The sequence below is a fragment of the Acinetobacter sp. ANC 7912 genome, assembly GCF_039862785.1.
Lineage (GTDB): Bacteria > Pseudomonadota > Gammaproteobacteria > Pseudomonadales > Moraxellaceae > Acinetobacter > Acinetobacter thermotolerans.
On the sequence record NZ_CP156795.1, the window covers coordinates 1,403,584 to 1,427,234 of the forward strand.

Annotated in this window: 21 protein-coding genes; 13 read left to right on the forward strand and 8 right to left on the reverse strand. The window is 44.3% G+C overall.

Going from position 1 to position 23,651, the window contains the following annotated elements; translation table 11 throughout:
* Window positions 1–43 precede the first annotated feature (43 nt).
* The 3 genes from ABEF84_RS06915 to ABEF84_RS06925 are packed head-to-tail and all read right to left on the reverse strand — an operon-like array spanning window position 44 to window position 2,012.
* On the reverse strand, window positions 44–664 hold the full coding sequence (locus ABEF84_RS06915; RefSeq protein WP_347454000.1) for an OB-fold-containig protein: 621 nt from the start codon (window positions 662–664) through the stop codon (window positions 44–46).
* Between the two features lie 20 nt (window positions 665–684).
* Window positions 685–993, reverse strand: coding sequence for a Rieske (2Fe-2S) protein (locus tag ABEF84_RS06920; RefSeq protein WP_347454151.1), 309 nt, complete (start codon window positions 991–993; stop codon window positions 685–687).
* Between the two features lie 14 nt (window positions 994–1,007).
* Window positions 1,008–2,012: an adenosine kinase gene (locus ABEF84_RS06925; protein ID WP_347454001.1), complete on the reverse strand. Its 1,005-nt coding sequence runs from the start codon at window positions 2,010–2,012 to the stop codon at window positions 1,008–1,010.
* Between the two features lie 275 nt (window positions 2,013–2,287).
* On the opposite strand from ABEF84_RS06925, the gene ABEF84_RS06930 reads away from it, so the two are divergent.
* The 3 genes from ABEF84_RS06930 to ABEF84_RS06940 all read left to right on the forward strand — a co-directional run bounded on the left by ABEF84_RS06930 (window position 2,288) and on the right by ABEF84_RS06940 (window position 7,004).
* Entirely contained in the window at window positions 2,288–2,737 is a 450-nt protein-coding gene (locus ABEF84_RS06930) for a GNAT family N-acetyltransferase (RefSeq protein ID WP_034588870.1), read from the forward strand.
* A gap of 165 nt (window positions 2,738–2,902) precedes the next feature.
* Window positions 2,903–5,842, forward strand: a complete 2,940-nt coding sequence (locus ABEF84_RS06935) for an insulinase family protein (protein ID WP_347473260.1) — start codon at window positions 2,903–2,905, stop codon at window positions 5,840–5,842.
* 19 nt (window positions 5,843–5,861) lie between these two features.
* Window positions 5,862–7,004 (forward strand): phospholipase A, encoded by a 1,143-nt coding sequence (locus tag ABEF84_RS06940; RefSeq protein ID WP_347473259.1) that lies wholly within the window; start codon window positions 5,862–5,864, stop codon window positions 7,002–7,004.
* Window positions 7,005–7,066: 62 nt separating this feature from the next.
* Here the strand turns inward: ABEF84_RS06940 and ABEF84_RS06945 are convergent, their stop codons facing one another.
* From ABEF84_RS06945 to ilvA, 3 genes are all read right to left on the reverse strand, one after another.
* On the reverse strand, window positions 7,067–8,404 hold the full coding sequence (locus ABEF84_RS06945; protein WP_034588874.1) for a TrkH family potassium uptake protein: 1,338 nt from the start codon (window positions 8,402–8,404) through the stop codon (window positions 7,067–7,069).
* Window positions 8,401–9,057 (reverse strand): TrkA family potassium uptake protein, encoded by a 657-nt coding sequence (locus ABEF84_RS06950; RefSeq protein ID WP_034588876.1) that lies wholly within the window; start codon window positions 9,055–9,057, stop codon window positions 8,401–8,403. The genes ABEF84_RS06945 and ABEF84_RS06950 overlap by 4 nt, the downstream gene beginning before the upstream one ends.
* Before the next feature lie 177 nt (window positions 9,058–9,234).
* On the reverse strand, window positions 9,235–10,773 hold the full coding sequence (gene ilvA, locus ABEF84_RS06955; RefSeq protein WP_034588878.1) for a threonine ammonia-lyase, biosynthetic: 1,539 nt from the start codon (window positions 10,771–10,773) through the stop codon (window positions 9,235–9,237).
* A 104-nt stretch (window positions 10,774–10,877) separates the two neighbouring features.
* Between ilvA and rpiA the strand changes: the two genes are divergently transcribed.
* From rpiA to ABEF84_RS07000, 9 genes are all read left to right on the forward strand, one after another.
* A complete protein-coding gene (gene rpiA / locus ABEF84_RS06960; RefSeq protein WP_347454002.1) occupies window positions 10,878–11,549 on the forward strand; it encodes a ribose-5-phosphate isomerase RpiA in 672 nt (223 codons plus the stop codon).
* A 117-nt stretch (window positions 11,550–11,666) separates the two neighbouring features.
* Window positions 11,667–12,347: a M48 family metallopeptidase gene (locus tag ABEF84_RS06965; RefSeq protein ID WP_034588883.1), complete on the forward strand. Its 681-nt coding sequence runs from the start codon at window positions 11,667–11,669 to the stop codon at window positions 12,345–12,347.
* Between the two features lie 265 nt (window positions 12,348–12,612).
* The gene (locus ABEF84_RS06970) at window positions 12,613–13,554 is read left to right on the forward strand and encodes an aliphatic sulfonate ABC transporter substrate-binding protein (RefSeq protein WP_347454004.1); all 942 of its coding nucleotides are present in this window, start codon (window positions 12,613–12,615) and stop codon (window positions 13,552–13,554) included.
* A gap of 92 nt (window positions 13,555–13,646) precedes the next feature.
* Entirely contained in the window at window positions 13,647–15,242 is a 1,596-nt protein-coding gene (locus tag ABEF84_RS06975; RefSeq protein WP_347454005.1) for a rhodanese-like domain-containing protein, read from the forward strand.
* Window positions 15,243–15,449: 207 nt separating this feature from the next.
* Window positions 15,450–16,505 (forward strand): N-acetyl-gamma-glutamyl-phosphate reductase, encoded by a 1,056-nt coding sequence (gene argC / locus ABEF84_RS06980; protein ID WP_347454152.1) that lies wholly within the window; start codon window positions 15,450–15,452, stop codon window positions 16,503–16,505.
* A gap of 75 nt (window positions 16,506–16,580) precedes the next feature.
* The gene (locus ABEF84_RS06985; protein WP_347454006.1) at window positions 16,581–17,327 is read left to right on the forward strand and encodes a DUF6776 family protein; all 747 of its coding nucleotides are present in this window, start codon (window positions 16,581–16,583) and stop codon (window positions 17,325–17,327) included.
* A 17-nt stretch (window positions 17,328–17,344) separates the two neighbouring features.
* On the forward strand, window positions 17,345–17,755 hold the full coding sequence (gene clpS, locus ABEF84_RS06990; RefSeq protein WP_034588912.1) for an ATP-dependent Clp protease adapter ClpS: 411 nt from the start codon (window positions 17,345–17,347) through the stop codon (window positions 17,753–17,755).
* 9 nt (window positions 17,756–17,764) lie between these two features.
* Complete coding sequence (gene clpA / locus ABEF84_RS06995) at window positions 17,765–20,041, forward strand: ATP-dependent Clp protease ATP-binding subunit ClpA (protein ID WP_347454007.1); 2,277 nt, start codon at window positions 17,765–17,767, stop codon at window positions 20,039–20,041.
* A 92-nt stretch (window positions 20,042–20,133) separates the two neighbouring features.
* Entirely contained in the window at window positions 20,134–20,487 is a 354-nt protein-coding gene (locus tag ABEF84_RS07000; RefSeq protein ID WP_034588893.1) for a YnfA family protein, read from the forward strand.
* 39 nt (window positions 20,488–20,526) lie between these two features.
* Here ABEF84_RS07000 and ABEF84_RS07005 read toward each other — a convergent pair whose 3' ends face one another.
* Window positions 20,527–21,003 (reverse strand): hypothetical protein, encoded by a 477-nt coding sequence (locus ABEF84_RS07005; RefSeq protein ID WP_034588896.1) that lies wholly within the window; start codon window positions 21,001–21,003, stop codon window positions 20,527–20,529.
* Window positions 21,004–21,338: 335 nt separating this feature from the next.
* Here ABEF84_RS07005 and ABEF84_RS07010 point away from each other — a divergent pair, with 335 nt between their 5' ends.
* On the forward strand, window positions 21,339–22,631 hold the full coding sequence (locus ABEF84_RS07010; protein ID WP_347454008.1) for an MFS transporter: 1,293 nt from the start codon (window positions 21,339–21,341) through the stop codon (window positions 22,629–22,631).
* Between the two features lie 53 nt (window positions 22,632–22,684).
* On the opposite strand, the gene argF is transcribed toward ABEF84_RS07010, so the two are convergent.
* On the reverse strand, window positions 22,685–23,605 hold the full coding sequence (gene argF, locus ABEF84_RS07015; protein WP_347454009.1) for an ornithine carbamoyltransferase: 921 nt from the start codon (window positions 23,603–23,605) through the stop codon (window positions 22,685–22,687).
* Window positions 23,606–23,651 lie beyond the last annotated feature (46 nt).

Genomic DNA, 23,651 nt, shown 5'->3' on the forward strand with positions numbered 1-23,651 from the left:
GCCCGGTCATTTCACCGGGCTTTTTTTATAGTGATTTCACTTTCTAGGAATGTTCCAGATCCAGGCTAAACAGACGATTTGATTTACTGATTTTCTTGGCCACATAATGTGATTTACGGGTACGAATCAAAATAATCTGCGACTGAAATTCCAGCTCGCCAAATTCCGGTTCCACCTGCACATAATGCAGCTGACCATATTCATCCCGTACACGGGCCTGCGCAGAAAATCCAGGGCGGGCGTTGCCACTGGAAATGGTGGCTAGACGCCCAATCAGATTGACATGATGCTTTTTGTATTTCGGTGGAATCACCTGATCCAGACAGTGGATCATAAACACGGTGAAGAAAATCGCGATGATTAAAGCTGGAATGATAAGATAATACGCTGGCCAGAATTTCATCTCCTGTGAATACACCAATAGCTGTAGCACATAGCCGGCAAAGCTGAAGTTCATCAACAGGAAAAACACAATTAAGGTTTTGGAAAACTTGACGTTGAGTAGATCAAGATTGTGCAAATCGAAAGGGGAAATTTTCTGGAAAAATTGGGTTGGACGTACCTTAAAAAAATAGCCCAAAATTTCGACCATACCCAAAAAAATCACGGCGATCAGACTGAGATGAAAAGGCATCAGGTTATAGTCGGTGAAAAATGCTGGCATGGTCGCATCCAGTGTAAGTGTTATTCTACGAGGTAAATTCCACCATCAGAATGCACGGTAATTTCAACTTTTTCAAGTGATTGGCCTTGACATGGTCCAGAAATACATTCACCGGTTTCAACCAGGAACAAGGCCCCGTGAGTCGAACATTCTATAAATTCCTGATCACGATCGAGGAACTGGTTTTCCAGAAATTCCAGTTCAACCTGTAAGTGTGGGCACAGGTTTTGATAGGCATAGAACATACCATCACGTTGCGTAATAAAAATCGTATCCCCATTTGGAAGCTCAAAGGAACGTGATTCACGTTCCGGGATGTCTTCAGTCATACAAATTTTATACATTAAGCACATTCCTTCTGGAAGTTGTTTAATAATGCCGCGTATTCAGCAACAGGCAGACGTGGACCAAATTGTGAAACCACTTCACTCGAAACCAGAATTGCCAGTTCAGCCGCCGCTTTCCAGTCTAGACCTGCATTCAGAGCATATAAGAATGCACCCGCAAAGGCATCGCCAGCACCGTTAGTGTCGACTGCTTCTACCTTGCGGCCTGGTACAGTAAAGCTTTGTCCTTCGTTACAAATTAGTGCACCTTCGGCTGACAATGTAATGACAATGTGTTTGCTAATTTCTTGTAATTTTTCCAAAGCAGCATCCAAATTATCTGTACCAGTGTACATCAGTGCTTCCTGTTCATTACAGAACAGCAAGTCCACACCATCAGCAATCATTTCATCCAGACCACTACGTGCATACTGCACCATGGCAGGATCAGATAAGGTTAAGGCAATTTGGACATCACTGGCACGGGCAATGGTGCGAGCCTGTTCAACCGCATGACGTGCAGTTTCTGAAGTAGACAGATAACCTTCGATATACAGCCATTTCGCAGTTTTCAGTGGAGCAAAATCAATCTGTTCATCGGTCAGTTCAGCGGTAATACCCAGGTAGGTATGCATGGTGCGTTCTGAATCAGGGCTGACCAGTACCATACAGGTACCAGTGACACCTTCACTGATGGAACGGGTTGTGGTCTGGATGCCAGCTTCATTTAAGCCATTCAGGTAGATTTGACCAAGATTATCATTACCCACGCGGCAGGCATAAAATGCGGAACCACCTAATGCAGCAAAAGCAACCGTAGTATTTGCAGCTGAACCACCAGAAGCCTGGCCTTTATAGGTTTGGGTCGCTTTCAGGTTTTCATACAGTACGGCTTGTGTTTCACCATCAGTGAGTTGCATGGTGCCTTTTTGCAGGGTGTTTGCAATTAGAAAGTCATCAGATACTTTAAATTCCTGGTCAATTAGCGCATTACCAATTGCAAAAAGATCAACATTTGCCATGTTAGAAAGTCACATTCAAAAAACGAAAGTCCTAAGTTTACACGAATGCTCAGGATTGCTGTAGGGTGTTGAATCATTTTCAAAATTTTTTGAGTATGGTTTAAAGATACTTAACTTGCACTTTGGTCGAATAAAAATGGATAATTTTCAAAATCATCCAAACATCCCATTGATTTAAAGTACAGATTTTATTTATAAGTGTAGTCTACCTGTGTTAAATCTGTAGAGGCTTAGACAGGTTGAGCCGAGACTATCATTTCTAAAAGTGTGTATATATGGATATTAAGATTGTAAAAGCCGAACAATTACCAGATCAGATCAACACTTTGGCTACCTTAGCGAAAAAGGAAGGCTATGATTTGATTGAGAAATTAGTTGAAGAATATCGCACAGGAAAAAACTCGTTTAGCAAAGACAATGAATATCTGGCAGTCGCTTACGATGGTGATAAGCTGATTGCCTGTGGTGGCTTGAACCAACAATGGGGGCCAGATGGCATTGAAGAACGGATCGGGCGTGTCCGCCGTTTCTATGTGCATCCGAAATACCGTCAACATGGGGTGGGCAAACAATTATTGGCGTATCTGGAACAGTTGGCACGTCCGCATTATTCAGCACTGTGTTTGCATACTGAAACCAAGCTGGCTGCAAGCTTCTACCAGAAGCAGAATTATGTCTTTGTGGAAAACCATCCAAACTATAACTATTTTAAATACTTGGTTTAAGCCAGCTTAAAATTTTCATTCGACGGTTAAAACTTGGTGATTTATTTTATGAATGACCAAGTTTACTTAATTCGATCAAAATCATCGGTTTTCAGCGTGAATAATAACAAGAACTAAAGCTATAATGCGATTAATTGTTTTTTATCTAAAAAATTAGGAGATCGCATGACTGTAGATGTCACTGAAACCATTTCACAAACTGTTCATCCTGCGTTTCAGTTGGTACGTCAACACCATGTTGAAGCTTTAGACATTTTAGTGTCTGAATATAAGCATAAAGTGACCGGCGCCACTCATTATCACCTGGCAACCAGTCACGATGAAAATGTCTTTCTCGTGGCATTCCGTACTCAGCCGATGGATTCCAAAGGCGAGGCCCATATTCTTGAACATACGGCGCTCTGTGGCTCAGAAAAATTCCCGGTACGTGATCCATTCTTTCTGATGATTCGCCGTTCCCTGAACACTTTCATGAATGCCTTTACCGCTGCAGACTGGACGGCATATCCATTTGCAACCCAGAACGATAAAGATTTCCAGAACCTGCTGGAAGTATATATGGATGCGGCATTTGCAGCGAACCTGAATCCGCTGGATTTTGCTCAGGAAGGTATTCGTATTGAACTGGAAAATGGTGAACCTGTTTATAAAGGCGTGGTCTTTAATGAAATGAAAGGGGCGATGAGTTCTCCTTCGGATCAGCTCTATCACACGCTGGCGCATTATCTGTTCCCAACCACCACTTATCACTATAATTCGGGTGGTGATCCTAAAGATATTCCTGACCTGACTTACCAAGAGTTGGTTGATTTCTATAAATCACATTACCATCCAAGTAATGCGGTCTTTATGACTTTCGGTAACAAGTCCGCTTATGAATTACAGGAACAGTTTGAAACTCTGGCACTGTCTAAATTTGAGAAAGGTCAGACTTTATATTCAACTCCGGAAAAACGCCTGACTGCACCACTTACCGTAACCGATACTTATGCCGTTGATGCTGATGACCTGCGTGACAAGACTTATCATGTGATTTCATGGTTATTGCCAGAAGCGAGTGAAATCAAGCTGCGTTTGGGTATGCGTCTGGTGGAAGGTATTTTGCTGGAAGATTCTGCATCACCACTACGTCATTACCTTGAAACCTGTGGCTATGCACAGTCGACTGGTCCATTTATGGGTGTCGATGATTCAAACTTTGAAATGACCTTCTACTGTGCAGTGCAGGGTTCAAATCCTGAACATGCTGAAGAATTTAAAAATGGCGTGTTTAAGATTCTGGAAGAAGTGGCTTCTAAACCAGTGGATCAAAAAGCCGTGGATGCGATCTTGCATCAGATCGAACTGCATCAACGTGAAATCAATGGGGATGGAACTCCATATGGCCTAAGCCTCATTCTCAATGGCCTCAGCAGTGCAATCCACCACTGTGATCCAGTAGAGGTATGGGATGTGGATTCTGCGATTGCTGCGGTAAAAGAAGAGCTGAAAGACCCGATGTGGTTGTCTAATCTGATCAAAGAGCATCTGCTTGATAATCCGCACCGTGTCCAGTTAACTCTGGTTCCGGATGCGACCAAATCAGCCAAAGAAGCTGAAGAAGAAAAAGCACGTCTGGCAGAAATTGGCAAAAACCTGACTGAAGAGCAAAAAACTGAAATTGAAAAACAAACTGAAGCACTGAAAATCCGCCAAGAAACACCGGATGACCTCAGCCTGTTGCCGAAAGTTGGTCTGGAAGATATTCCGGCGGAACTGCAGATTGTTCAGGGTCAACTGCGTGAGATCATTTCCAATCGTGTAGATACACCATTGAACCTGTACTATGCGGGTACCAATGGAATTTATTATCAACAGGTACTGGTACAGATTCCGGATGAAGTGGTGCAATCGCCATACTTCAACCTGTTGTCTATTCTGGTAGGAGAAGTTGGTGCAGGTGAGTATAGCTACCTGGAATTCCAGCAAATCCAGACTGCAGTCAGTGGTGGCCTGGGTATGGGCGCATCGTTGCGTTCTAAAGTGGATGACAAGAACAAAATTTCTGCATGGCTGACCCTAACCACGAAATCTTTAGTGAATAATCTGGAAGCGATCCAGTTGCTGAAAACCGGTTTTGAGCAGCTTCGCTTCGATGAAAAAGCCCGTATTATCGAGCTGTTGCAACAACGTAAAACGCGTTGGCATTCACGTATTTCTGGCTCAGGACATAGTTATGCAATGCAGGTTGCTTCACGTCAGCACAGCGCTTTAGCCACTCGTGACTATCACAATACCGGCCTGGGTGCATTGAACTGGCTAATGAACCTGGTGTCTCAAATCGAGAAAGATGATGCGGCTTATGATGCCATGATTGAAGAGCTGCAACGTATTCATCGTGCCTTGTTGCAGGCGCCGAAACAGTTCCTACTGGTCTGTGAAGAACCACATGCGGACCGTCTGGTCGAAGAAGTGCAAAACGTTTGGGACAAAGTCGCAGTGGATTCAACGCCAGTGCAGCTGACCCAAGTTGAAAAAGTCATGCAGGATACGGATGAAGCTTGGTTAATCCAAGCCAATGTACAGTTCTGTGCCGCGGCTTATCCGGCAGTCGAAGTCTCTCATCCGGATGCGGCGCCGTTGATGGTATTGGCAGGTTATCTGCGTAATGGCTATCTGCACAGTGCTATCCGCGAAAAAGGCGGTGCCTATGGTGGCGGTGCGAGCTATGACGGCAATGCTTGCTCATTCCGCTTCTACAGCTACCGTGACCCACGTCTGGCAGAAACCTTTAAAGACTTTGAAGCCAGCGTGCAATGGTTGCTCAATGTTGAACAGCAACCGCATCAGCTGGAAGAAGCAATTCTTGGCCTGATCGCGAGCATGGATAAACCGGGTTCACCAGCGGGAGAAGCAATTACTGCTTGTTATGCCTACCTGCATCAACGTACCCCGGCATTCCGCAAGCAGTTACGTGAACGTTTGCTCAATGTAACGCTGGATGACCTGAAACGTGTGGCACAGCAATATCTGCTTGAGCAACAACCATCTCGCGCCATAGTAGCACCAGTGGCAAAACGTGAAGCACTAGAACAGCTCGGATTTGTGATTCAACAGGTTCAATAAAATAAGAAAGGAAAAGTGAATGGCGCTTAATTCATTTAAGCGCTCAACTTTACAGCTAAGTGTTTTGCTCGGCTGTTTGAGTGGGGCGCAGGTGTATGCTGTCGAAAAAACTGTGCTACAAAGTCCGACACCTTCTACGGCAGAGGCTTGTGCAGCAGTAGAAATCAATTCAGAACGTTTGGCCTGTTATGATGCCTTATTCAAGGTGCCAGAAACAGACAAGACAGTACTGGTTTCTGAACGTCGTGCAGCAGCTGAATTGGCACCTGAACCGGATAACTTGCAAGCGAAAATCGATAAAACCGTTTCTAGTGTTGCAGTCAGTGAAGGTTCACCCCTAAAACCCACCCTTTCTTTACTGGACAGCCGTTGGGAGTTGTCTCCCGAAAGTAAGCTCGGCACCTGGAATATCCGTTCCTATCAGCCGGTGTATGTCTTGCCGGGATTCTGGACATCCAAGAAAAACGAGTTTCCGAGTAGTCCGAATGAACGCAATACGGTAACTGAAGATCAAAATCTGAAGTCGATGGAATCTAAATTCCAGCTGTCGTTAAAGACCAAAGCAGTTGAAAATATCTTTGGAGATAATGGTGACCTTTGGGTGGCTTATACCCAGTCTTCACGCTGGCAAGTGTATAACTCAGAGGAATCTCGTCCTTTCCGTGAAACCAACTACGAGCCTGAAGTGAGTCTGGTATTCCGGACTAACTATGATCTGTTTGGTCTGGACTGGCGTATGCTGGGCTTAACCCTGAATCACCAGTCTAATGGTCGTTCTGATCCACTATCCCGTAGCTGGAACCGGGTGATGCTAAATCTGGGCTTCGAGCGTAATAACTTTGCCCTGATGCTACGTCCTTGGTATCGTTTTGAAGAAGACCTTCCGGATGATAATAATCCAGATATTAAGGATTATATTGGTCGTGGTGATTTAACAGCCTTCTATCGCTGGAAGGATCATGACTTTACCCTGATGTTACATCATACCTTAAAAGGTGGTGATGATAATCGCGGTGCAGCACAGTTTGACTGGGCATTTCCAATCAGTGGACGTCTACGTGGACATTTCCAGTTGTTTGATGGCTATGGTGAAAGCCTGATTGATTATAACCATAAGGCGACCTATGTCGGCTTAGGGGTTTCCCTGATGAACTGGTTCTAATGCCATTCATTAACCAATAAAAAATCCACGTTACGACGTGGATTTTTTTATATCTAGCTATTTTATCCCACCTGAATTTCTGAAGGAGGATGTTTGAGTCGGCTCTTTTTCGGAGTTGCAATGAAATAAGCTAGTGTCAGTGGTCCCAAACGACCGGCAAACATCAGCAGCATCAGCACAAACAGACTGGCAGGTTGTAATTCATGGGTAATGCCACGTGAAAGACCTACGGTACAGGCTGCCGAAACGGTTTCAAACAACAAATCCAGAAAATCCTGATCCGGTTCCAGAATCAGCAGACTCATAAATCCACCAGCGATGAGCAGCGCCGTAATACAGACCACAGCCAAAGCCTTAAAGGTGGTTTTTTCTGGAATCGAATGCCGGAACAGGCGGATTTCATCTTCACGGCGCAGGAAACTGATCACACTGATCACCACGATAATAAAGGTGCCAACTTTAATCCCACCGGCAGTACTTAATGAGCCACCACCAATAAACATCAGGAACATGGTCACCAGTGTTGAAGCATTGGTCATCTGATCTAAGGGTAGACTGTGAAAACCAGAAGAGCGGGGAACCGTAGCATGGAACCATGCATTCACAGCTTGATCACCGACGCTCATGAGTGCCAATGTCTGTGGATTGGAGGCTTCCAGAATCCAGATCAGGATAAAGGCGGACAGATTCAATCCAGCAATGGTGCTCAGGATCAATTTACTGTTGGTCGTCAGTTTACTCCAGCGTTTATGCTGGCGGACATCCATCAATACCAGAAAACCAATCCCACCGATGATATACAGCATACTGATGGTAAAAGTAATGAAATACTGGTCCGAGAAGCTCATTAAACTGTTTGGGAACAGGGAAAAGCCACCATTATTAAACGCAGAAATACTGTAAAATAGCGCATAAAAGAATGCCTGGCTAAAGTTATAGTCTTGCAGCCAGGCAATGGTCAGAATCACGGTCCCAATGGCTTCAATGCAAATCGAGTAGAGAAAAACTGCTTTAATGGTAGTACTGATCTTTTTCAGGCTGGTTTGTCCAATGGATTCCTGAGCCATCACCTGTTGCCGTAATCCCATTTTCGGGGCCAGACTCATCGCCGCCAGAATGGCAAAGGTCATAAAGCCCAGTCCGCCACATTGCAGCAGAATCATGATGACGACTTTGCCAAATACGGTATAGGCTGCGCCGACATTGACGACGGATAAGCCGGTAATCGTCACTGCAGAGGTTGCGGTAAAAACTGCCTGAAACCAGGTTACCTCACCATGATGGGCAATCGGTAGCATCAGCAGTAATGAACCGATAATGATCAGCCCCACAAAGCCCAGCGCGATAATACTCGGCGGGCTAAGATTAATGGTGCGGTTTTTATGGGCAGTCATTTTCATAGGTTCTTAAAATGTTTGGATAAGCGGCGCAAAGGCTCTAACAGACCTTCAATGATCAGGATGTCATTCGTTTTTAATACCAGGTTTGGATCCAGCACATATTGCACTTCTGGACCACGTTTATGCAGGATAGTTTTAATTTCTGGTACATGATCCATCAGCTGATTCAGTTTTACACCGCTTTGTTCTGCATGAATTTCAATCTTGACCAGATAGCGGTCGTCCTCAAGTGCCATGTAGCGGCTAACCATCGGGTAGCTTAAGGACTGTGCAATACGCACGCCCATATCTTCTTCGGGGTGAATAATCTTGTCGACACCGAGATGAGTCAGAATCATGTGATGCGCTTTGGATTTAGCCTTGGCCCAGATTTTCTGCACGCCCATATTTTTCAGATGCAGTACGCAGAGGATACTGGCTTCTATATCTTCACCAATCGCAACTACAACGGCTTCACAGTTCTGGACATTCAGTTCATCCAGCACATGCTCGTCGGTCGCATCTGCGATTACCGCATGGGTCAGATTGTCGGAAACATTTTCAACATATTTCTTGTTCAGGTCGATGCCAATAACTTCATGGTTGAGCGACATGAGTTGAGTTGCCACAGTGGCCCCAAAACTGCCCAAACCAATCACAGCAAACAGTGCCATGTATTTTTCCTAAAGTTGTCGCGCTTATCGATGCGCCTTACATTTAATATCTGCCTATCTTAGTGCTTTATTTATATTTCAGCTATTTGCGTTACATAAATATTTAAGATTGAAGTGAATGACTTGCATAAAAAAACCGCCTCGAAAGACGGTTTTTTAAAATTTAGTCATACTGACTTATTTCAGGAAACGCTGATAACCCAGATTGTTGGTGATTTCCTGGTATGGATAAGTGATGCTTTCCAGGGTTTCAAGCAGTCCATCCGGGTTCTGCTGTGCATCTTCTGCTTCCAGACCGACCAGTACACGACCTTCAGCAGCGCCGTGGTTACGGTAGTGGAACAGAGTAATGTTGTGAGTAGGACCGAGACGTTCCAGGAAGGTCAGCAATGCACCTGGACGTTCCGGGAATTCCACACGGAACAGACGTTCATTTTCGATATCGGCATGACCACCAATCAGGTAACGTATATGCAGTTTAGCCACTTCATCATCAGATAGATCATCTACATCATATTGGAATTTCAGGTTTTCAAAAATTTCCTGACGCTCTTTTTCACCATTTTTCAGGCTGATGCCGACAAAGACTTGCGCAGCAGATGCATCGCTAGCACGGTAATTGAATTCGGTGATATTACGGCCTTGCAGCGCACGACAGAATTTCAGGAATGAACCTTTTTCTTCTGGAATGGTCACGGCAAAGATCGCTTCTTTCCGTTCACCAAGTTCGGTACGTTCTGCGATATAACGTAGACGGTCGAAGTTCATGTTCGCACCGCAGACGATAGATACGATGTTTTTCCCTTCAATGCCGTGCTCAGCCACGTATTTTTTGATACCTGCTAGTGCCATTGCACCTGATGGTTCAACGATGCTACGACATTCATCAAAGGTATCTTTAATCGCAGCACAGATTTCATCGGTATTCACCAGCACTACATCTGGTTCTACGATTGGGCCTGAGTTATCTGATTTTTGCAGACGGATCACATCAAACGGTTTTTCACCAATCTGTGCAACCGCAGTGCCATCAGCAAACAGACCGACAGATGGCAGAATCACACGTTCATTGTGTTCAAAAGCGGCTTTTAAACATGCTGATTCTTCATATTCAACAGGAATCACTTTAACGTGCGGTGCCACATCACCCAAGTACGCTGCAACACCTGCAATCAGACCGCCACCGCCTACAGCAACGAAAACATATTCTACATCACGCCATTGACGCAGAATTTCGTTAGCAATGGTCCCTTGACCGGCCATGACCAGTTCATCGTCATAAGGTGGAATGAAAGTCATGCCATCTTCTTCGGCACGCTGGATCGCATATTTATTGGCAACGTCAAATGAATCGCCATGCAGAACTACTTCACCGCCAAGACGTTTAACGGCTTGTACCTTGATGTCTGGTGTGGTTTTCGGCATCACAATAATCGCGCGAATACCCAACTTTTTCCCTGACAGTGCCACGCCTTGTGCATGGTTGCCTGCTGAAGCTGTGATAACGCCACGTTCGAGTTGTGATTTCGGTAATTGACTAATACGGTTATAGGCACCGCGTAGTTTGAAAGAAAAGACCGGTTGTAAATCTTCACGTTTAAAGCGAATGTTGTTTTTCAGACGTTCGCTAATTCGTGGCGCTGCTTCGAGTGGAGTTTCGATTGCAACATCGTAGACCGTTGCTTGTAAAATTTGTCGAACCAAACGAGACAGCATGTTAATTTTCCATCTAACAGTTTAAAATAAGGGTCTATTGTAACAAACCACAAGGCTGAGCGGTTTAAAATTACTGCAAAAGTCCAAATTAGTTGAGTGATGTCATGAGTCTATATGCAACCCAAGATGAGAAAAAGCAAGCTGCAGCCAAAGCAGCATTAAAGCACTTACCAAAAGGGGGCATTTTAGGCGTAGGTACTGGTAGTACTGTTAATTTTTTAATTGAACTGTTACCTGAACTGCAATTAGAAGCAGCGGTCGCTAGTTCTGAAGCAACTGCAGAACGCCTGAAAAAACTGGGCATTGAAGTGGTTGATATGAACAGCGTGGGTGGTCTGGATGCTTATGTAGATGGTGCAGACGAAATCGACCGTCACCTGCACATGATTAAAGGTGGCGGTGCTGCGCTGACACGTGAAAAAATTGTGGCTTCTATTGCCAAAAAATTCGTGTGTATCGTCGATGATTCTAAATGGGTCGAGCAGTTAGGCCGTGAATTCCCGCTTCCTGTTGAAGTGATTCCAATGGCTCGTTCTGCTGTGGCGCGAAAATTGGTGGCGTTAGGTGGTGACCCGGTTTATCGTGAAGGTGTAGCGACAGATAATGGTAACGTGATTCTGGATGTGTATAACCTGAATATCCTGAATGCAATTGATCTGGAAAAAACCATTAATAATATTCCAGGTGTGGTATGTAACGGGATCTTTGCACTAAACAAGGCAGATATCGCGATTGTTGCAACCAATGATGGTATTGAAGAGCGTACTGCTATTTAATTTTTTAAAATCTCCCCAAACCCCTCTTTTTTAAAGAGGGGCTTTCTCCCTCCTTTGAAAAAGGTGAGCAGCACTGCTGCGCAAGGAGGAGGATTAAAATAACGATTAAATATTAAAATGACTCTAAACGACTTACCCGAAATTCAAATCACCCGAAACGTTCGCTCAACACGTCTCAGACTTCGTGTAGAGGGGGATCAAATTCGTTTAACAGCTCCAGTCTTTTGTAATAAAAAACAGATTCAGAATTTTATTGACCAAGCTGAAAGCTGGCTACTCAAAACCTGGAAATCCCAGCAGGAAAAAAATCAAAGTATTGATAGATCTTTACCGACAGAATTGCAGCTTTTCAATCAGGCTCAGTCAATCCAGATCGTGTATCAAAGTCAAAAGCAGAACTTTGTTTTTAATGCTGAATCATTACAGCTATCGATCAGTGACCGGAATCCTGAAACCTATTTAAAAGCCTTTGCCATTTCTTATGCTAAAGAACAGTTGCCTGTTTATCTGGACAAAGTAAGCCAAGAAACAGGATTATCATTTAACATTTGTAATGTTCGCCAGCCGAAAACACGATGGGGCAGCTGTTCGGCTAAACATGACATCATGCTGAATAGCGGGATTATCCTGTTTCCAGAACATATTGTGCGTTACTTGTGTGTACATGAGCTGGCACATACCCGACATTTTGATCATAGTCCGCGTTTTTGGGCAGAAGTGGAAAAGCATGATCCTAATTATTCCATTCATCGAAAAATGCTTAAAAACACAATCATGCCGTATTGGTGGATGAACTAGAATTAAAAGAACAATCACAGAAAATATAATTTCTTAAAAATAATATTCAAATCATAAATTTATATAAAAAATGGTTGGAAGTTTTTCTGCTGCACTTATGAAAATTGATTATTTTTAATTCCCGATCTGCTTATCTAGAATGCGGAAAAATTAAACGGTTCTTAGTCTTTTTAACTATAAGGCTAGAGGCTGTATTTTCCAGTACATAAGGTAGATTACGATGGTTCAATCTAGGTTATTATTCATTTTCACACTAATTTTTAGTGTGTTCTTGACTGCATGTAATAAGGCAGAAGCACCACAAGAAAAAGCAGAAGAATCAGCTTATAAAGCGGATACCGTCCGTATTGGTTACCAGCGTTCTTCTACACTGATGACCTTGTTAAAAGAAACAAGGGAATTGGAAAAGAAACTGGCTGAAAAGAAGGTCAAAGTCAGCTGGCATGAATTCACCAGCGGTCAGCCTTTGGCTGAAGCGCTGAATGTTGGCAGTGTCGATGTAACGGCAGATGTGGCAGATACAGTTCCTGTGTTTGCACAGGCTGCAAAAGCAAATCTGACTTACTATGCCAAAGAAACTGCTTCACCAAATGCACAAGCCATTCTGATTCCACAAAATTCGACTATCAAATCAGTGGCTGATTTGAAAGGTAAGAAAATTGCTGTAACCAAAGCAGCGGGTAGCCATTACCTGTTGATCGCAGCTTTAAATCAGGCAGGCCTAAGCTTTAAGGATATTACTCCAGCATGGTTAAGCCCGGCAGATGGTCGTGCAGCTTTTGAACATGGTGGCGTGGATGCCTGGGTGACTTGGGAACCGTATGTATCCAGCGGTACTGTAGTTCAGCATGCCAAAGTGCTGGCATCTGGTGAAGGTCTGGCAAGCTATACCCGTTATTACCTGACTGGTCATAAATTTGCCCAAGAAAATCCAGCGATTTTAAATGACATCGTAGATACCCTGAAAGAAAAAGCAGCTTGGGTAAAAGCTCATCCGGACGAAGCGGCGAAAATTCTGGCGCCATTGTGGGGTGATCTGCCACAGGAAGTTGTCCTGAAAGCCAATGCCAACCGTAGCTATAACGTACAAGCAGTATCTCCTGAAGATATGCCAGAACAGCAAAAGATTGCTGATGCCTTCTTTAATGAAAAGCTGATTCCAAACACCATTGATGCCAAAGCATCTGACATTTTCCAAACCCATTAATGTTCAAGAAGCCCCGAGATGCTCGGGGCTTTTCCTATTTTAGTAAATAGCCTAAGCAGATGCTTTGGTGTCAAATGTTAAAGAGATCTTCCATGTCCCAAATTCCAGAACTAAATTACCAGCAAATCAGGGAAAAGCTATTGGCGAAACATGAAATCGCCATTGTTGATCTGCGAGAAGAACATATTTACGCACAAGCACATCCTTTATTTACCACTAATATTTCACTGTCCCGTTTGGAAGTTGAAATTCTGAACCGCATCCCACGTCTAGATACCACCATTGTAATCTATGATGATAGCGATGGCCGGGTAGAGCGCGCTTATGCAAAGCTGACCCGTTATGGCTATAGCCAGGTGTACGTCCTTAAAGGTGGGGTAAATGCCTGGCAACGTGATGGTGGTGAGCTGTTTATTGATGTGAACTCAGCCACCAAAGCGTTTGGTGAATGGGTTGAGCATTTCAAGCATACGCCGTCACTCAGTGCAGAGGAAGTGCAAGCCAAGATTGATGCGAATGAGAATATCGTGATTTTGGATGCACGCCGTTTTGATGAATACAACACCATGAGCATTCCAACCGGGCAAAGCGTACCGGGTGCTGAACTGGTATTGCGTGCGCCGTCTTTGGTGAAAGATGAAAATACCATGATCATCGTGAACTGTGCGGGCCGTACCCGTAGTATTATTGGCACCCAGTCATTGGTCAATGCCCAGATTCCGCATCCAGTGTATGCACTACGTAATGGCACAATTGGCTGGACATTGGCGGGGCAAAGTCTGGAGCATGGTCAAAGCCGTTCTTTTAAAGATACAAAAACCATTATAAAACCTGAATTGCTGGAAAATGCAAAACAACTGGCTGCCAAAGCGAGAGTTCAGACTATTTCACTGGAACAGTTGAATCAGTTAAAAGCAGATTCAAGCCGTACAACTTATATCTTTGATGTACGGGATGAACAGGAATATATCCAAGGCCATTTAGCAGGTTCACGCTGGGTCGCGGGTGGTCAGTTGGTACAGGAAACAGATCATAATGCGGCGGTACGTGGCGCACGCATTGTATTGGTGGATGATCTGCTGGTTCGTGCCTATATGACTGCATCATGGTTGGGCCAGATGAACTGGGAAGTTTATGTGCTGGAAACTGACTTTAAAGCAGCATTCACCGAACAAGGGGCCTGGAAGCCGCAAGTGCCTCTAGTCAAGGAAATTCCACTGATTTCACCAAGAGCATTGGCTGAACTTAAACAGCAAAAAGATATTGCGATTTGGGATGTGCTGCCATTTGCACAGTATAAAAAAGGGCATCTGCCGGGTGCAGCATGGTTACTCAAAGCAGATGCTATTAACCTGATCCAGCAACCTGAATTTCAGGCCGAGGAAGCCATTGTCTTGACCTGCGGCGCAGCCATATTAGCCAAATTCGCTGCTGAGGAAATTGCACCTTATCTGGCACCGGGGCAGGAACTTTATGTACTGGAAGGTGGCAATGTTGGCTGGAAAAATGCAGGCTTTGAACTGACGACAGAAGATGTCCAAACTTTGTCACCTCAGATTGACCGCTATAAACGTCCTTATGAAGGCACTGATAACTCCTTTGAGGCAATGCAGGCTTATCTGGACTGGGAATATGGACTGGTCGAACAGTTAAAGAAAGATGGTACTCATGGATTCTTTGTGGTTTAAGCATAAGATGAAAAGAAGTCGCGTAATGCGGCTTTTTCTTTTTTATGCAAATAGCGTAAGCAAATTTTATAAGCCTTTTAAAAATCTCAGAAAGGCTTAAAAGGCAAAGATCAAATTAAAAAACAACCAATCCCAAGTGAAACAGTTTAGAAAATATCAAGTTCCTGTCATACTACAGGCCATAAAGGAAACATCTATTTTGAGGTAATCATCGTGATTTCAGTGGGTATTGTTGGTGGTACAGGTTATACAGGCGTTGAACTTTTGCGTCTATTACTACGACATCCAAACGTTGAAGTGAAAGCACTGACATCACGTACCGAAGCAGGCCGCCGTGTGGATGACATGTTCCCAAGCCTGCGTGGTCATACCGATCTTCAGTTTTCTGACCTGAGCATTGATCTGCTGAAATCTTGTGATGTGGTGTTCTTTGCGACTCCTCACGGTGTGGCAATGAAACATGCAGAAGAACTGGTCGCTGCTAATACTAAAGTCATCGACCTTGCGGCGGACTTCCGTCTGCAAAATCTGGATCAGTTTGAAAAATGGTATGGCATGCAACATGCTTGTCCAGATGTATTAAAAGATTCAGTGTATGGTCTGTCTGAACTGAACCGTGACAAGATCAAACAGGCGAATGTTATTGGTAACCCAGGCTGTTATCCAACTACTGTACAACTTGGTCTAGCACCAGTATTGAAATCTGCGGAAGCTTTGGTTAAACCAGAAAGCATTATCATTGATGCCAAATCAGGTGTTTCAGGTGCAGGCCGTAAAGCCAGTCTGGGCATGATCTATTCTGAAAATGCAGATAACTTTAAAGCGTATGGTGTAGCGGGCCATCGTCACCATCCTGAGATCGTGGAAGCACTGGAAAATATCTCAGGTCAAAAAGGTGTATTTGACCATATCCTGTTTGTGCCACACTTGGTACCAATGATTCGCGGTATGCTGTCTACAATTTATGTAGATTTAACAGAAGCAGGTCAGGCTGCTGATTTACAGGCATTGTATGAACAGTTCTATGTTAATGAACAGTTTGTTGATGTGATGCCAGCCGGCAGCTCACCAGAAACCCGTTCCGTACGTGGTGCCAATGAACTGCGTATTGCGCTGTACAAGCCACAACCAACCAAACTGGTGATTCTGGTTGCACAGGACAATCTGGTCAAAGGGGCAGCTGGTCAGGCAGTACAAAACATGAACCTGATGTTTGGTTTTGCTGAAAATGCTGGTCTGCAGAATATTGCTTTATTACCATAAAAAACGTATTAAAACTTCACACACATTTGAATTTCGATTTAAATGTGTGTCTTGAAAAAGATAGAAGAGAACACAATGCCGAATACTGAACCCAACGATATGATCCAGGATGAAAAGGAAAAAGCACCCTTTCTGAAAGGGAATCTGCCACTGGCAATTGGTGCTGCAGTGCTGGTTCTGGGCAGTGGCCTGCTTGGCTATTCCGTGGGTCATCGTCAGGGTCTGACGGCAGTGGGTTTTGAGGCAGATGCCGAGCAGTTGGTTGAAGTGGTACAAAAGCAGAAAACCAGTCTGGAAGCATTAAACAAAAAACTCAATGCGACCACGCAGGAACGTGATCTGGCAGTCAGCAATGCTAATGACCTGTTTCTGGCAGTGAATAAGGCACGTGATGAACATACCCAAGCAGAAAGTCTGGCAGTGCTGTATCGTGAAGTGCTGCGTCAGCGTGGTGGTCTGCCATTGTCAGTCCAGCATATTGCGGTAAAACCGTTGCCTGAAAATGCCTATGAATATCAGCTGGATCTGATTCAGGTCAGCCCAAGCAAGGCTCGTGTCTCTGGTTCTGTAGAAATTCGTCTGATTCGTGGTAGCGAAATTTTGGTCGTACCAATGGCAGACAAGAACTTTAATTTTGAAAATTACGAACGTCTGACCGGGCGCTGGACCATGCCGAAAGGCTTTGTGCCTGAGTTTATTGAAGTTCGCCTCACAGGGGCTAAACCTGTGACTCGCCGTTTTAGTTGGGGTAAGGGTCCGGCGATTGAAAACCAATCTGCATTCCTGTCTGAGATCCCACAGACTGAACCGAATGCAAACTAAGTGTGAAAAGTAAATCTATGCCAAGCAACAAACGTCATATTTGTCTAAGTGAAATTAAGAATTCCTTTTACCAGTCTGGTATTGTCGACTGGCACATCAGTCCACGCTTAGCAAACACGTTTGAGGATGAAGATGCTGATATTGCAGTACAAACTGCACCACCAGAATTAAAACGTCCACCCCTGTACGCTGTAGTCCTGTTGAATGACGATTACACCCCAATGGAGTTTGTAATTGAAATTTTACAACAATACTTTGCAATGAATCTTGACCAAGCTACACAAGTAATGCTAACTGTACATTATGAAGGAAAAGGTGTTGCTGGCGTCTATCCACGAGACATTGCGGAAACGAAAGCGAACCAAGTCAATAATTACGCTCGATCACAAGGTCATCCATTACTTTGCCAGATTGAGCCTAAAGATTAAGGGGGTTGCATGCTCAGTCGTCAATTAGAAGTATCACTACGTTTGGCTGTTAGCATGGCTCGTCAAAAGAGACATGAGTTTCTGACAGTAGAACATTTATTATTGGCTTTACTTGATAATGATTCCGCAGTGAATGCACTGAAAGCGTGTGGTGCAGATATTGTGGTATTGCGTAAAGAACTTGAAGAATACGTAGAACAACACACTCCGAAACTCGGTGAGAATAACGATCAAGCACCCCATCCAACTGAAAGTTTTGACCGGATCCTGCAGCGTGCAATTTTCCATGTACAGTCAAGTGGTGGGGATCGTACCGTTGAAGGTGCTGATATTCTAGTTGCAATGTACTCTGAGCGTGATTCGTTTGCAGTGTATCTGTTGAAACGTCATCAGATTAATCGTCTGACTTTGACACAATACCTGTCTCATGGCACTCGCAAGGAAGAAGTACAGTCTGAAGAAGAAATTGAAGAGCTGGATGGCGAATCCGCATCTTCAAGTGCTTCTGGTCCATTGGATTTGTACACAACCAATCTGAACCTTGAAGCGCAGAAGGGTAAAACTGATCCACTGATTGGCCGTGAAAAAGAAATTGAGCGTGCTGCACAGATTCTTTGCCGTCGTCGTAAAAACAACCCGCTGCTGGTGGGTGATCCTGGTGTTGGTAAAACTTCCATTGCCGAAGGTCTGGCATGGTTAATTGTAAATGGAAAGGCACCTAAACCGCTGGAAAAAGCCGAAATCTATAGCCTGGATATCGGTGCCCTGGTAGCAGGAACCAAATACCGTGGTGACTTCGAAAAGCGTTTAAAACAACTGTTAAATGCGCTGAAAAAGAAACCAGAAGCCGTGTTGTTTATTGATGAGATTCACATGATCATTGGTGCAGGTTCCAGCATGGGCAGCACTATGGATGCATCGAATCTGATCAAGCCAGCTTTAGCGAATGGCACATTACGTTGCATCGGTTCAACTACATTCCAGGAATACCGTCAGGTCTTTGAAAAAGATCATGCTTTATCACGTCGTTTCCAGAAGATTGATGTCAATGAGCCTTCGATTTCTGAAACCATTGATATTCTGCGTGGCCTGAAATCTAAGTTTGAAGATTTCCACCATGTGAAATATGACGATCAGGCACTGGTCTCTGCAGTAGAACTGTCAGCGAAATTTATCAATGACCGTTTCCTGCCGGATAAAGCTATTGATGTCATCGATGAAGCGGGTGCTCAGCGCCGTCTGAAAGCGGAGCAGGAAGACAGCCTGATTACGGTGGAAAACATCGAAGACATCGTGTCCAAGATTGCCCGTATTCCACCAAAAACGGTTTCTAAAGACGACAAGACTGTGCTTGAGAATCTGGAACGTGATCTTAAACGAGTGGTGTTTGGTCAGGATGAAGCGATTGAAGCACTGGCTTCTGCAATCAAACTGTCGCGTGCAGGTCTGAAATCTCCAGACAAGCCAGTCGGTAGCTTTGTCTTCGCAGGTCCAACTGGTGTCGGTAAAACCGAAGTGACCAAACAGCTGGCTAAACTGCTGGGTGTAGAACTGGTACGCTTCGACATGTCGGAATACATGGAACGTCATGCGGTTTCCCGTTTAATTGGTGCGCCTCCGGGCTATGTCGGTTTCGATCAAGGTGGTTTGCTGACAGATGCGATTCACAAAAATCCGCACTGTGTCTTGCTGCTGGATGAGATTGAAAAAGCCCATCCAGATGTATTTAACCTGTTATTGCAAATCATGGATCATGGCTCTTTGACCGATAATAACGGTCGTAAGTCTGACTTCCGTAACGTAGTACTGGTACTGACTACCAATATTGGTGCGGAAAGCATTTCCCGTGTCAGCATTGGTTTCATGGAGCAGGATAACAGCAAAGACAATCAGGAAGCGATGAAGAAAGCCTTCTCACCTGAATTCCGTAACCGTCTTGACGGCGTGATCCAGTTCAAGGCATTGCCGACTACGGTGATCGAAAGTGTGGTAGACAAGTTCCTGACTGAACTGCAAGCACAACTGGATGAGAAGAAAGTGGTGCTGGAAGTGGATCAGAGTGCGCGTGAATGGATGGCTGAAAATGGTTATGATCGCCTGATGGGTGCTCGTCCAATGCAACGTTTGATTCAGGAACATCTGAAAAAACCACTGGCAGAAATGATTCTGTTTGGTGAGCTTGCAGAAAATGGCGGTAATGTCGCAGTCTCTGTCCGTAAAGAAAATGGCAAGGCTGTCGGCTTGAAATTGGAAGTATTTGAAGACCAGACTGCTGAACCAGCTTAAAAGTCCAAGAAATTAAAAAGAACCCGTGCAAGCACGGGTTCTTTTATTGTTATGATCAAATAAATTTTTTCTTAAATGTCTAATAACACGATATGGAATTTCAGTTCAGCAAACTCATCACCACATTCTGCCTGTTTCTGATCACTGCCGTGATGGAAATTTTGGGATGTTATTTTCCATATCTGATTTTAAATCAGGGTAAAAGCCACTGGTTCTGGCTACCGACGGCGTTATCACTAGCAGTCTTTGTCTGGCTGTTAACTTTGCATCCCGCGGCTTCAGGCCGTATCTATGCGGCCTATGGCGGTATTTATATCTTTACAGCACTGATGTGGCTGCGTTTTGTTGATCAGGTGAGTTTATCTCGTTGGGATTTGCTCGGTGGGCTGGTGGTAATCCTCGGTGCACTGATTATTATTTTGCAGCCACAAGGTCTGATTCGTTAATTCACTTCAAACCATGTAATACGTTTCCGCTGTAAAGGCTTATTTGCCTTTACAGTCTTTCTGAGTAATTTCCACATCATACGTTTGTGTGGTTGAGCTGAGTTCCAGGCTCACTTTATATGGATTTTGCAGTTGATACTGGTGTTCATAGAAAATGGCACAGTTATTCAGAAGATTCTTGCGGATCAGGCTGGTCACTTCCTTCGTGCCCTTATCCTGTTCAAACTGGGCAAAATCCGGGGTAATGATCAAGCCTTTGAGTTCGGTTTTATCAGCCGTCAGTTTTAACTGTTCAATTACCGTGTTCTGGTCAATCTGCAGCGGCAAGGTTTTGGAATCTTCCGCACTCAGAACGGCCAGCAGTTCATTCAGTTCGGCCTTTTTCTTGATCTTGTATTTACTGTTGATGATCTGTTTTTGTTGCAGATATTGGTCAAATTCTGATGCGTGAATCGCTGTGGAAATAATGCCTAAACCCAGGCCAAGTGCAGCGAAAAAAGGTGTTCTATATTTCATGTAAATCACGAAGAGTTGCTGTATTTATGCGCTTAATGAGAACATGAATAAAAACACTGCGCAACTCGACCTTTGTAAATTTCAAATTTATACGTCTCATCAAATTACTTATTCATAAGATATAGAATTTCAAAAAGAAATTATATGAAAAATCTATTAAGAAATATAAATTACTTTTTGTGTGAATATTCATCTACGTTTATAGTCATACACCTCCCCAATAGCAACATACAGCTTTGTGCCAGTATGTATGCGCAAAACGACATGTGTTTATGAGCAAGAAAATAATGATTCATAAACCAGGAACTTTTATTTTCAAAATATAGGGTATTAATTTGAGTCAAGCATATACCAAACAGGAAAAGGCGAGTCGTATCAAGGGGATTGTAGGTGCTGCCTCCGGTAATCTGGTCGAATGGTTCGATTTCTATATTTATGCTGTATTTGCAGCCTATTTTACCAAAGCGCTGACAGCGCCGAATATGGATAGTTCGACCCAGGCAATTTATGTCTGGGGCGTATTTGCTGCCAGTTTCTTTATGCGTCCGATCGGCAGCTGGTTATTTGGCCGTATTGCGGACAAGCATGGTCGTAAAAAGTCCATGGTGATTTCTATCTGCCTGATGGCACTCAGTTCATTCCTGTTTGCGGCATTGCCAACCTATGAGCAGGTGGGGATGGCTGCACCATTCCTGCTGTTGATGGTACGTCTGCTACAGGGCTTATCCGTTGGTGGTGAATATGGTTCCGTCGCGACCTATATGAGTGAGCTGGGCTTGCGTGGTCAACGTGGTTTCTTTTCCTCTTTCCAGTATGTGACCTTAACCGGTGGTCAGCTCCTGGCCAGTCTGCTGGGCGTGATTTTCCTCGGCTTTATGTCTGAACAGCAGTTGCTGGACGGTGGCTGGCGCATTCCTTTTGTGATTGGTGGTCTGGCTGCGATTGGTTCATTGCTGGCACGTAGCCGTCTAGAAGAAACCTTGTCGCATGAAGACAGTGACAAAGAAGAGTCCGGAACGCTGCGTGAACTGTTTAAGAATCACTGGAAAACCTTCCTACTAGTTGTCGGTTATACCTCAGCAGGTTCACTCAGCTTTTATGTGATTACGGTGTATTCAAAAACCTATCTGACCAATATCGGCATTGATCCGAAGACCGTCGGATTTATCATGACGGCTTGTATCTTTATCCTAATGATTGCACAGCCGGTATTTGGAGCCTTATCGGATAAGATTGGACGTCGTACCTGTATGCTGTTATTTAGTGGCCTGATGGCAATTGCGATTTATCCTGTGATGGCGGTGGGTATGCGGGCATTCAGTGAAACGCCATTTATCGTTGCATTATTGCTGATCTTCCTCATGTTGCTGCTAAGTCTATACACCTCGATTGGCGGTATTGTGAAAGCGGAAATGTTCCCGCCGCATGTACGTGCTTTGGGTGTAGGTTTCTCTTATGCGGTGGGTAATGCTGTCTTTGGTGGCTCGGCACCTTCAGTCGCTTTACAGTTTAAATCTGCAGGCATTGAAAATGTCTTCTTCATTTATGTCATTATCATGCTGCTGGTGTGTTTCTTCTGTAGTTGGCAGTTGCCGAAAGAACCGAAATTCTTAAAAGATGATCACTAAGCTTTAAGCAATAAAAAAGCACCTATTCAGGTGCTTTTTTATTGGACTGCAATTTAGTCTTTTTTCAGGTTTTCATTCAGCAGGAATTCAACCAGTGCCTTTTGGGCATGCAGACGGTTTTCAGCTTCATCCCAAACTACGGCATTTTTGTGGTCCAGCATGTTTTCTGAAATTTCTTCGCCACGGTGTGCAGGCAGGCAGTGCATGAACAGACAGTCTGGATGTGCGAGATCCATCAGGCGTTCATTCACTTGATAGTTCGCGAATGCTTTTTCACGCACTTTCTGTTCTTCTTCCTGGCCCATGCTCGCCCAAACGTCAGTCACGATCAGGTCAGCATTGACCGCTGCATCTTCAGCGGAATCAACCAGTTCTACGCAGTGTGCGAATTCAGACAGGAATTTTTCTTGTGGCTCATAGCCTTTAGGTGCAGCAACTTTCAGTTTAAAGCCCCACATGTGTGCTGCTTCAATGTATGAATTACACATGTTGTTGCCATCACCGATCCATGCCACAGTTTTACCTTCGATCGAACCGCGGTGTTCCAGGTAAGTCTGCATATCAGCCAGTAACTGGCAAGGGTGGTGGTCATCCGTCAGAGCATTGATCACAGGCACTTTTGAATAAGAAGCAAAGCGTTCAACGATGTCATGACCGAAAGTACGGATCATCACGATGTCTAGCATGCTTGAAATTACACGTGCTGAATCTTCAATCGGCTCACCACGACCCAGCTGGGTATCACGAGAGGACAGGAAGATTGCGCTGCCGCCGAATTGGGTCATGCCAGCTTCAAACGAAACACGGGTACGGGTACTGGATTTTTCAAAAATCATACCCATGACTTTACCAACGAAAGGCTGGAAAACTTCATTGTTATGCTGTTTGCGCTTGAGCTCGATCGCGCGTTGCAGAATCTGGTTGAGTTCTAAAGTCGATAAATCGCGTAAAGTCAGAAAGTGACGGAGAGCCATTCGTTACTCCACAATAATTGCTGAAAAGCAGGTTCAACAATTAGTT

What these genes read in the sequence shown, in the direction of transcription:
- ABEF84_RS06935 (WP_347473260.1), top strand. Translation starts at nt 2,903, where the DNA reads ATGACTGTAGATGTCACTGAAACCATTTCACAAACTGTTCATCCTGCG.
- ABEF84_RS06920 (WP_347454151.1), bottom strand. Translation starts at nt 993, where the DNA reads ATGACTGAAGACATCCCGGAACGTGAATCACGTTCCTTTGAGCTTCCA.
- ABEF84_RS06975 (WP_347454005.1), top strand. Translation starts at nt 13,647, where the DNA reads ATGTCCCAAATTCCAGAACTAAATTACCAGCAAATCAGGGAAAAGCTA.
- ABEF84_RS06965 (WP_034588883.1), top strand. Translation starts at nt 11,667, where the DNA reads ATGACTCTAAACGACTTACCCGAAATTCAAATCACCCGAAACGTTCGC.
- ABEF84_RS06950 (WP_034588876.1), bottom strand. Translation starts at nt 9,057, where the DNA reads ATGGCACTGTTTGCTGTGATTGGTTTGGGCAGTTTTGGGGCCACTGTG.
- ABEF84_RS06945 (WP_034588874.1), bottom strand. Translation starts at nt 8,404, where the DNA reads ATGAAAATGACTGCCCATAAAAACCGCACCATTAATCTTAGCCCGCCG.
- clpS (WP_034588912.1), top strand. Translation starts at nt 17,345, where the DNA reads ATGCCAAGCAACAAACGTCATATTTGTCTAAGTGAAATTAAGAATTCC.
- ABEF84_RS06985 (WP_347454006.1), top strand. Translation starts at nt 16,581, where the DNA reads ATGCCGAATACTGAACCCAACGATATGATCCAGGATGAAAAGGAAAAA.
- rpiA (WP_347454002.1), top strand. Translation starts at nt 10,878, where the DNA reads ATGAGTCTATATGCAACCCAAGATGAGAAAAAGCAAGCTGCAGCCAAA.
- argF (WP_347454009.1), bottom strand. Translation starts at nt 23,605, where the DNA reads ATGGCTCTCCGTCACTTTCTGACTTTACGCGATTTATCGACTTTAGAA.
- ABEF84_RS06925 (WP_347454001.1), bottom strand. Translation starts at nt 2,012, where the DNA reads ATGGCAAATGTTGATCTTTTTGCAATTGGTAATGCGCTAATTGACCAG.
- ABEF84_RS06930 (WP_034588870.1), top strand. Translation starts at nt 2,288, where the DNA reads ATGGATATTAAGATTGTAAAAGCCGAACAATTACCAGATCAGATCAAC.
- ilvA (WP_034588878.1), bottom strand. Translation starts at nt 10,773, where the DNA reads ATGCTGTCTCGTTTGGTTCGACAAATTTTACAAGCAACGGTCTACGAT.
- ABEF84_RS06915 (WP_347454000.1), bottom strand. Translation starts at nt 664, where the DNA reads ATGCCAGCATTTTTCACCGACTATAACCTGATGCCTTTTCATCTCAGT.
- ABEF84_RS06940 (WP_347473259.1), top strand. Translation starts at nt 5,862, where the DNA reads ATGGCGCTTAATTCATTTAAGCGCTCAACTTTACAGCTAAGTGTTTTG.
- ABEF84_RS07000 (WP_034588893.1), top strand. Translation starts at nt 20,134, where the DNA reads ATGGAATTTCAGTTCAGCAAACTCATCACCACATTCTGCCTGTTTCTG.
- clpA (WP_347454007.1), top strand. Translation starts at nt 17,765, where the DNA reads ATGCTCAGTCGTCAATTAGAAGTATCACTACGTTTGGCTGTTAGCATG.
- ABEF84_RS07005 (WP_034588896.1), bottom strand. Translation starts at nt 21,003, where the DNA reads ATGAAATATAGAACACCTTTTTTCGCTGCACTTGGCCTGGGTTTAGGC.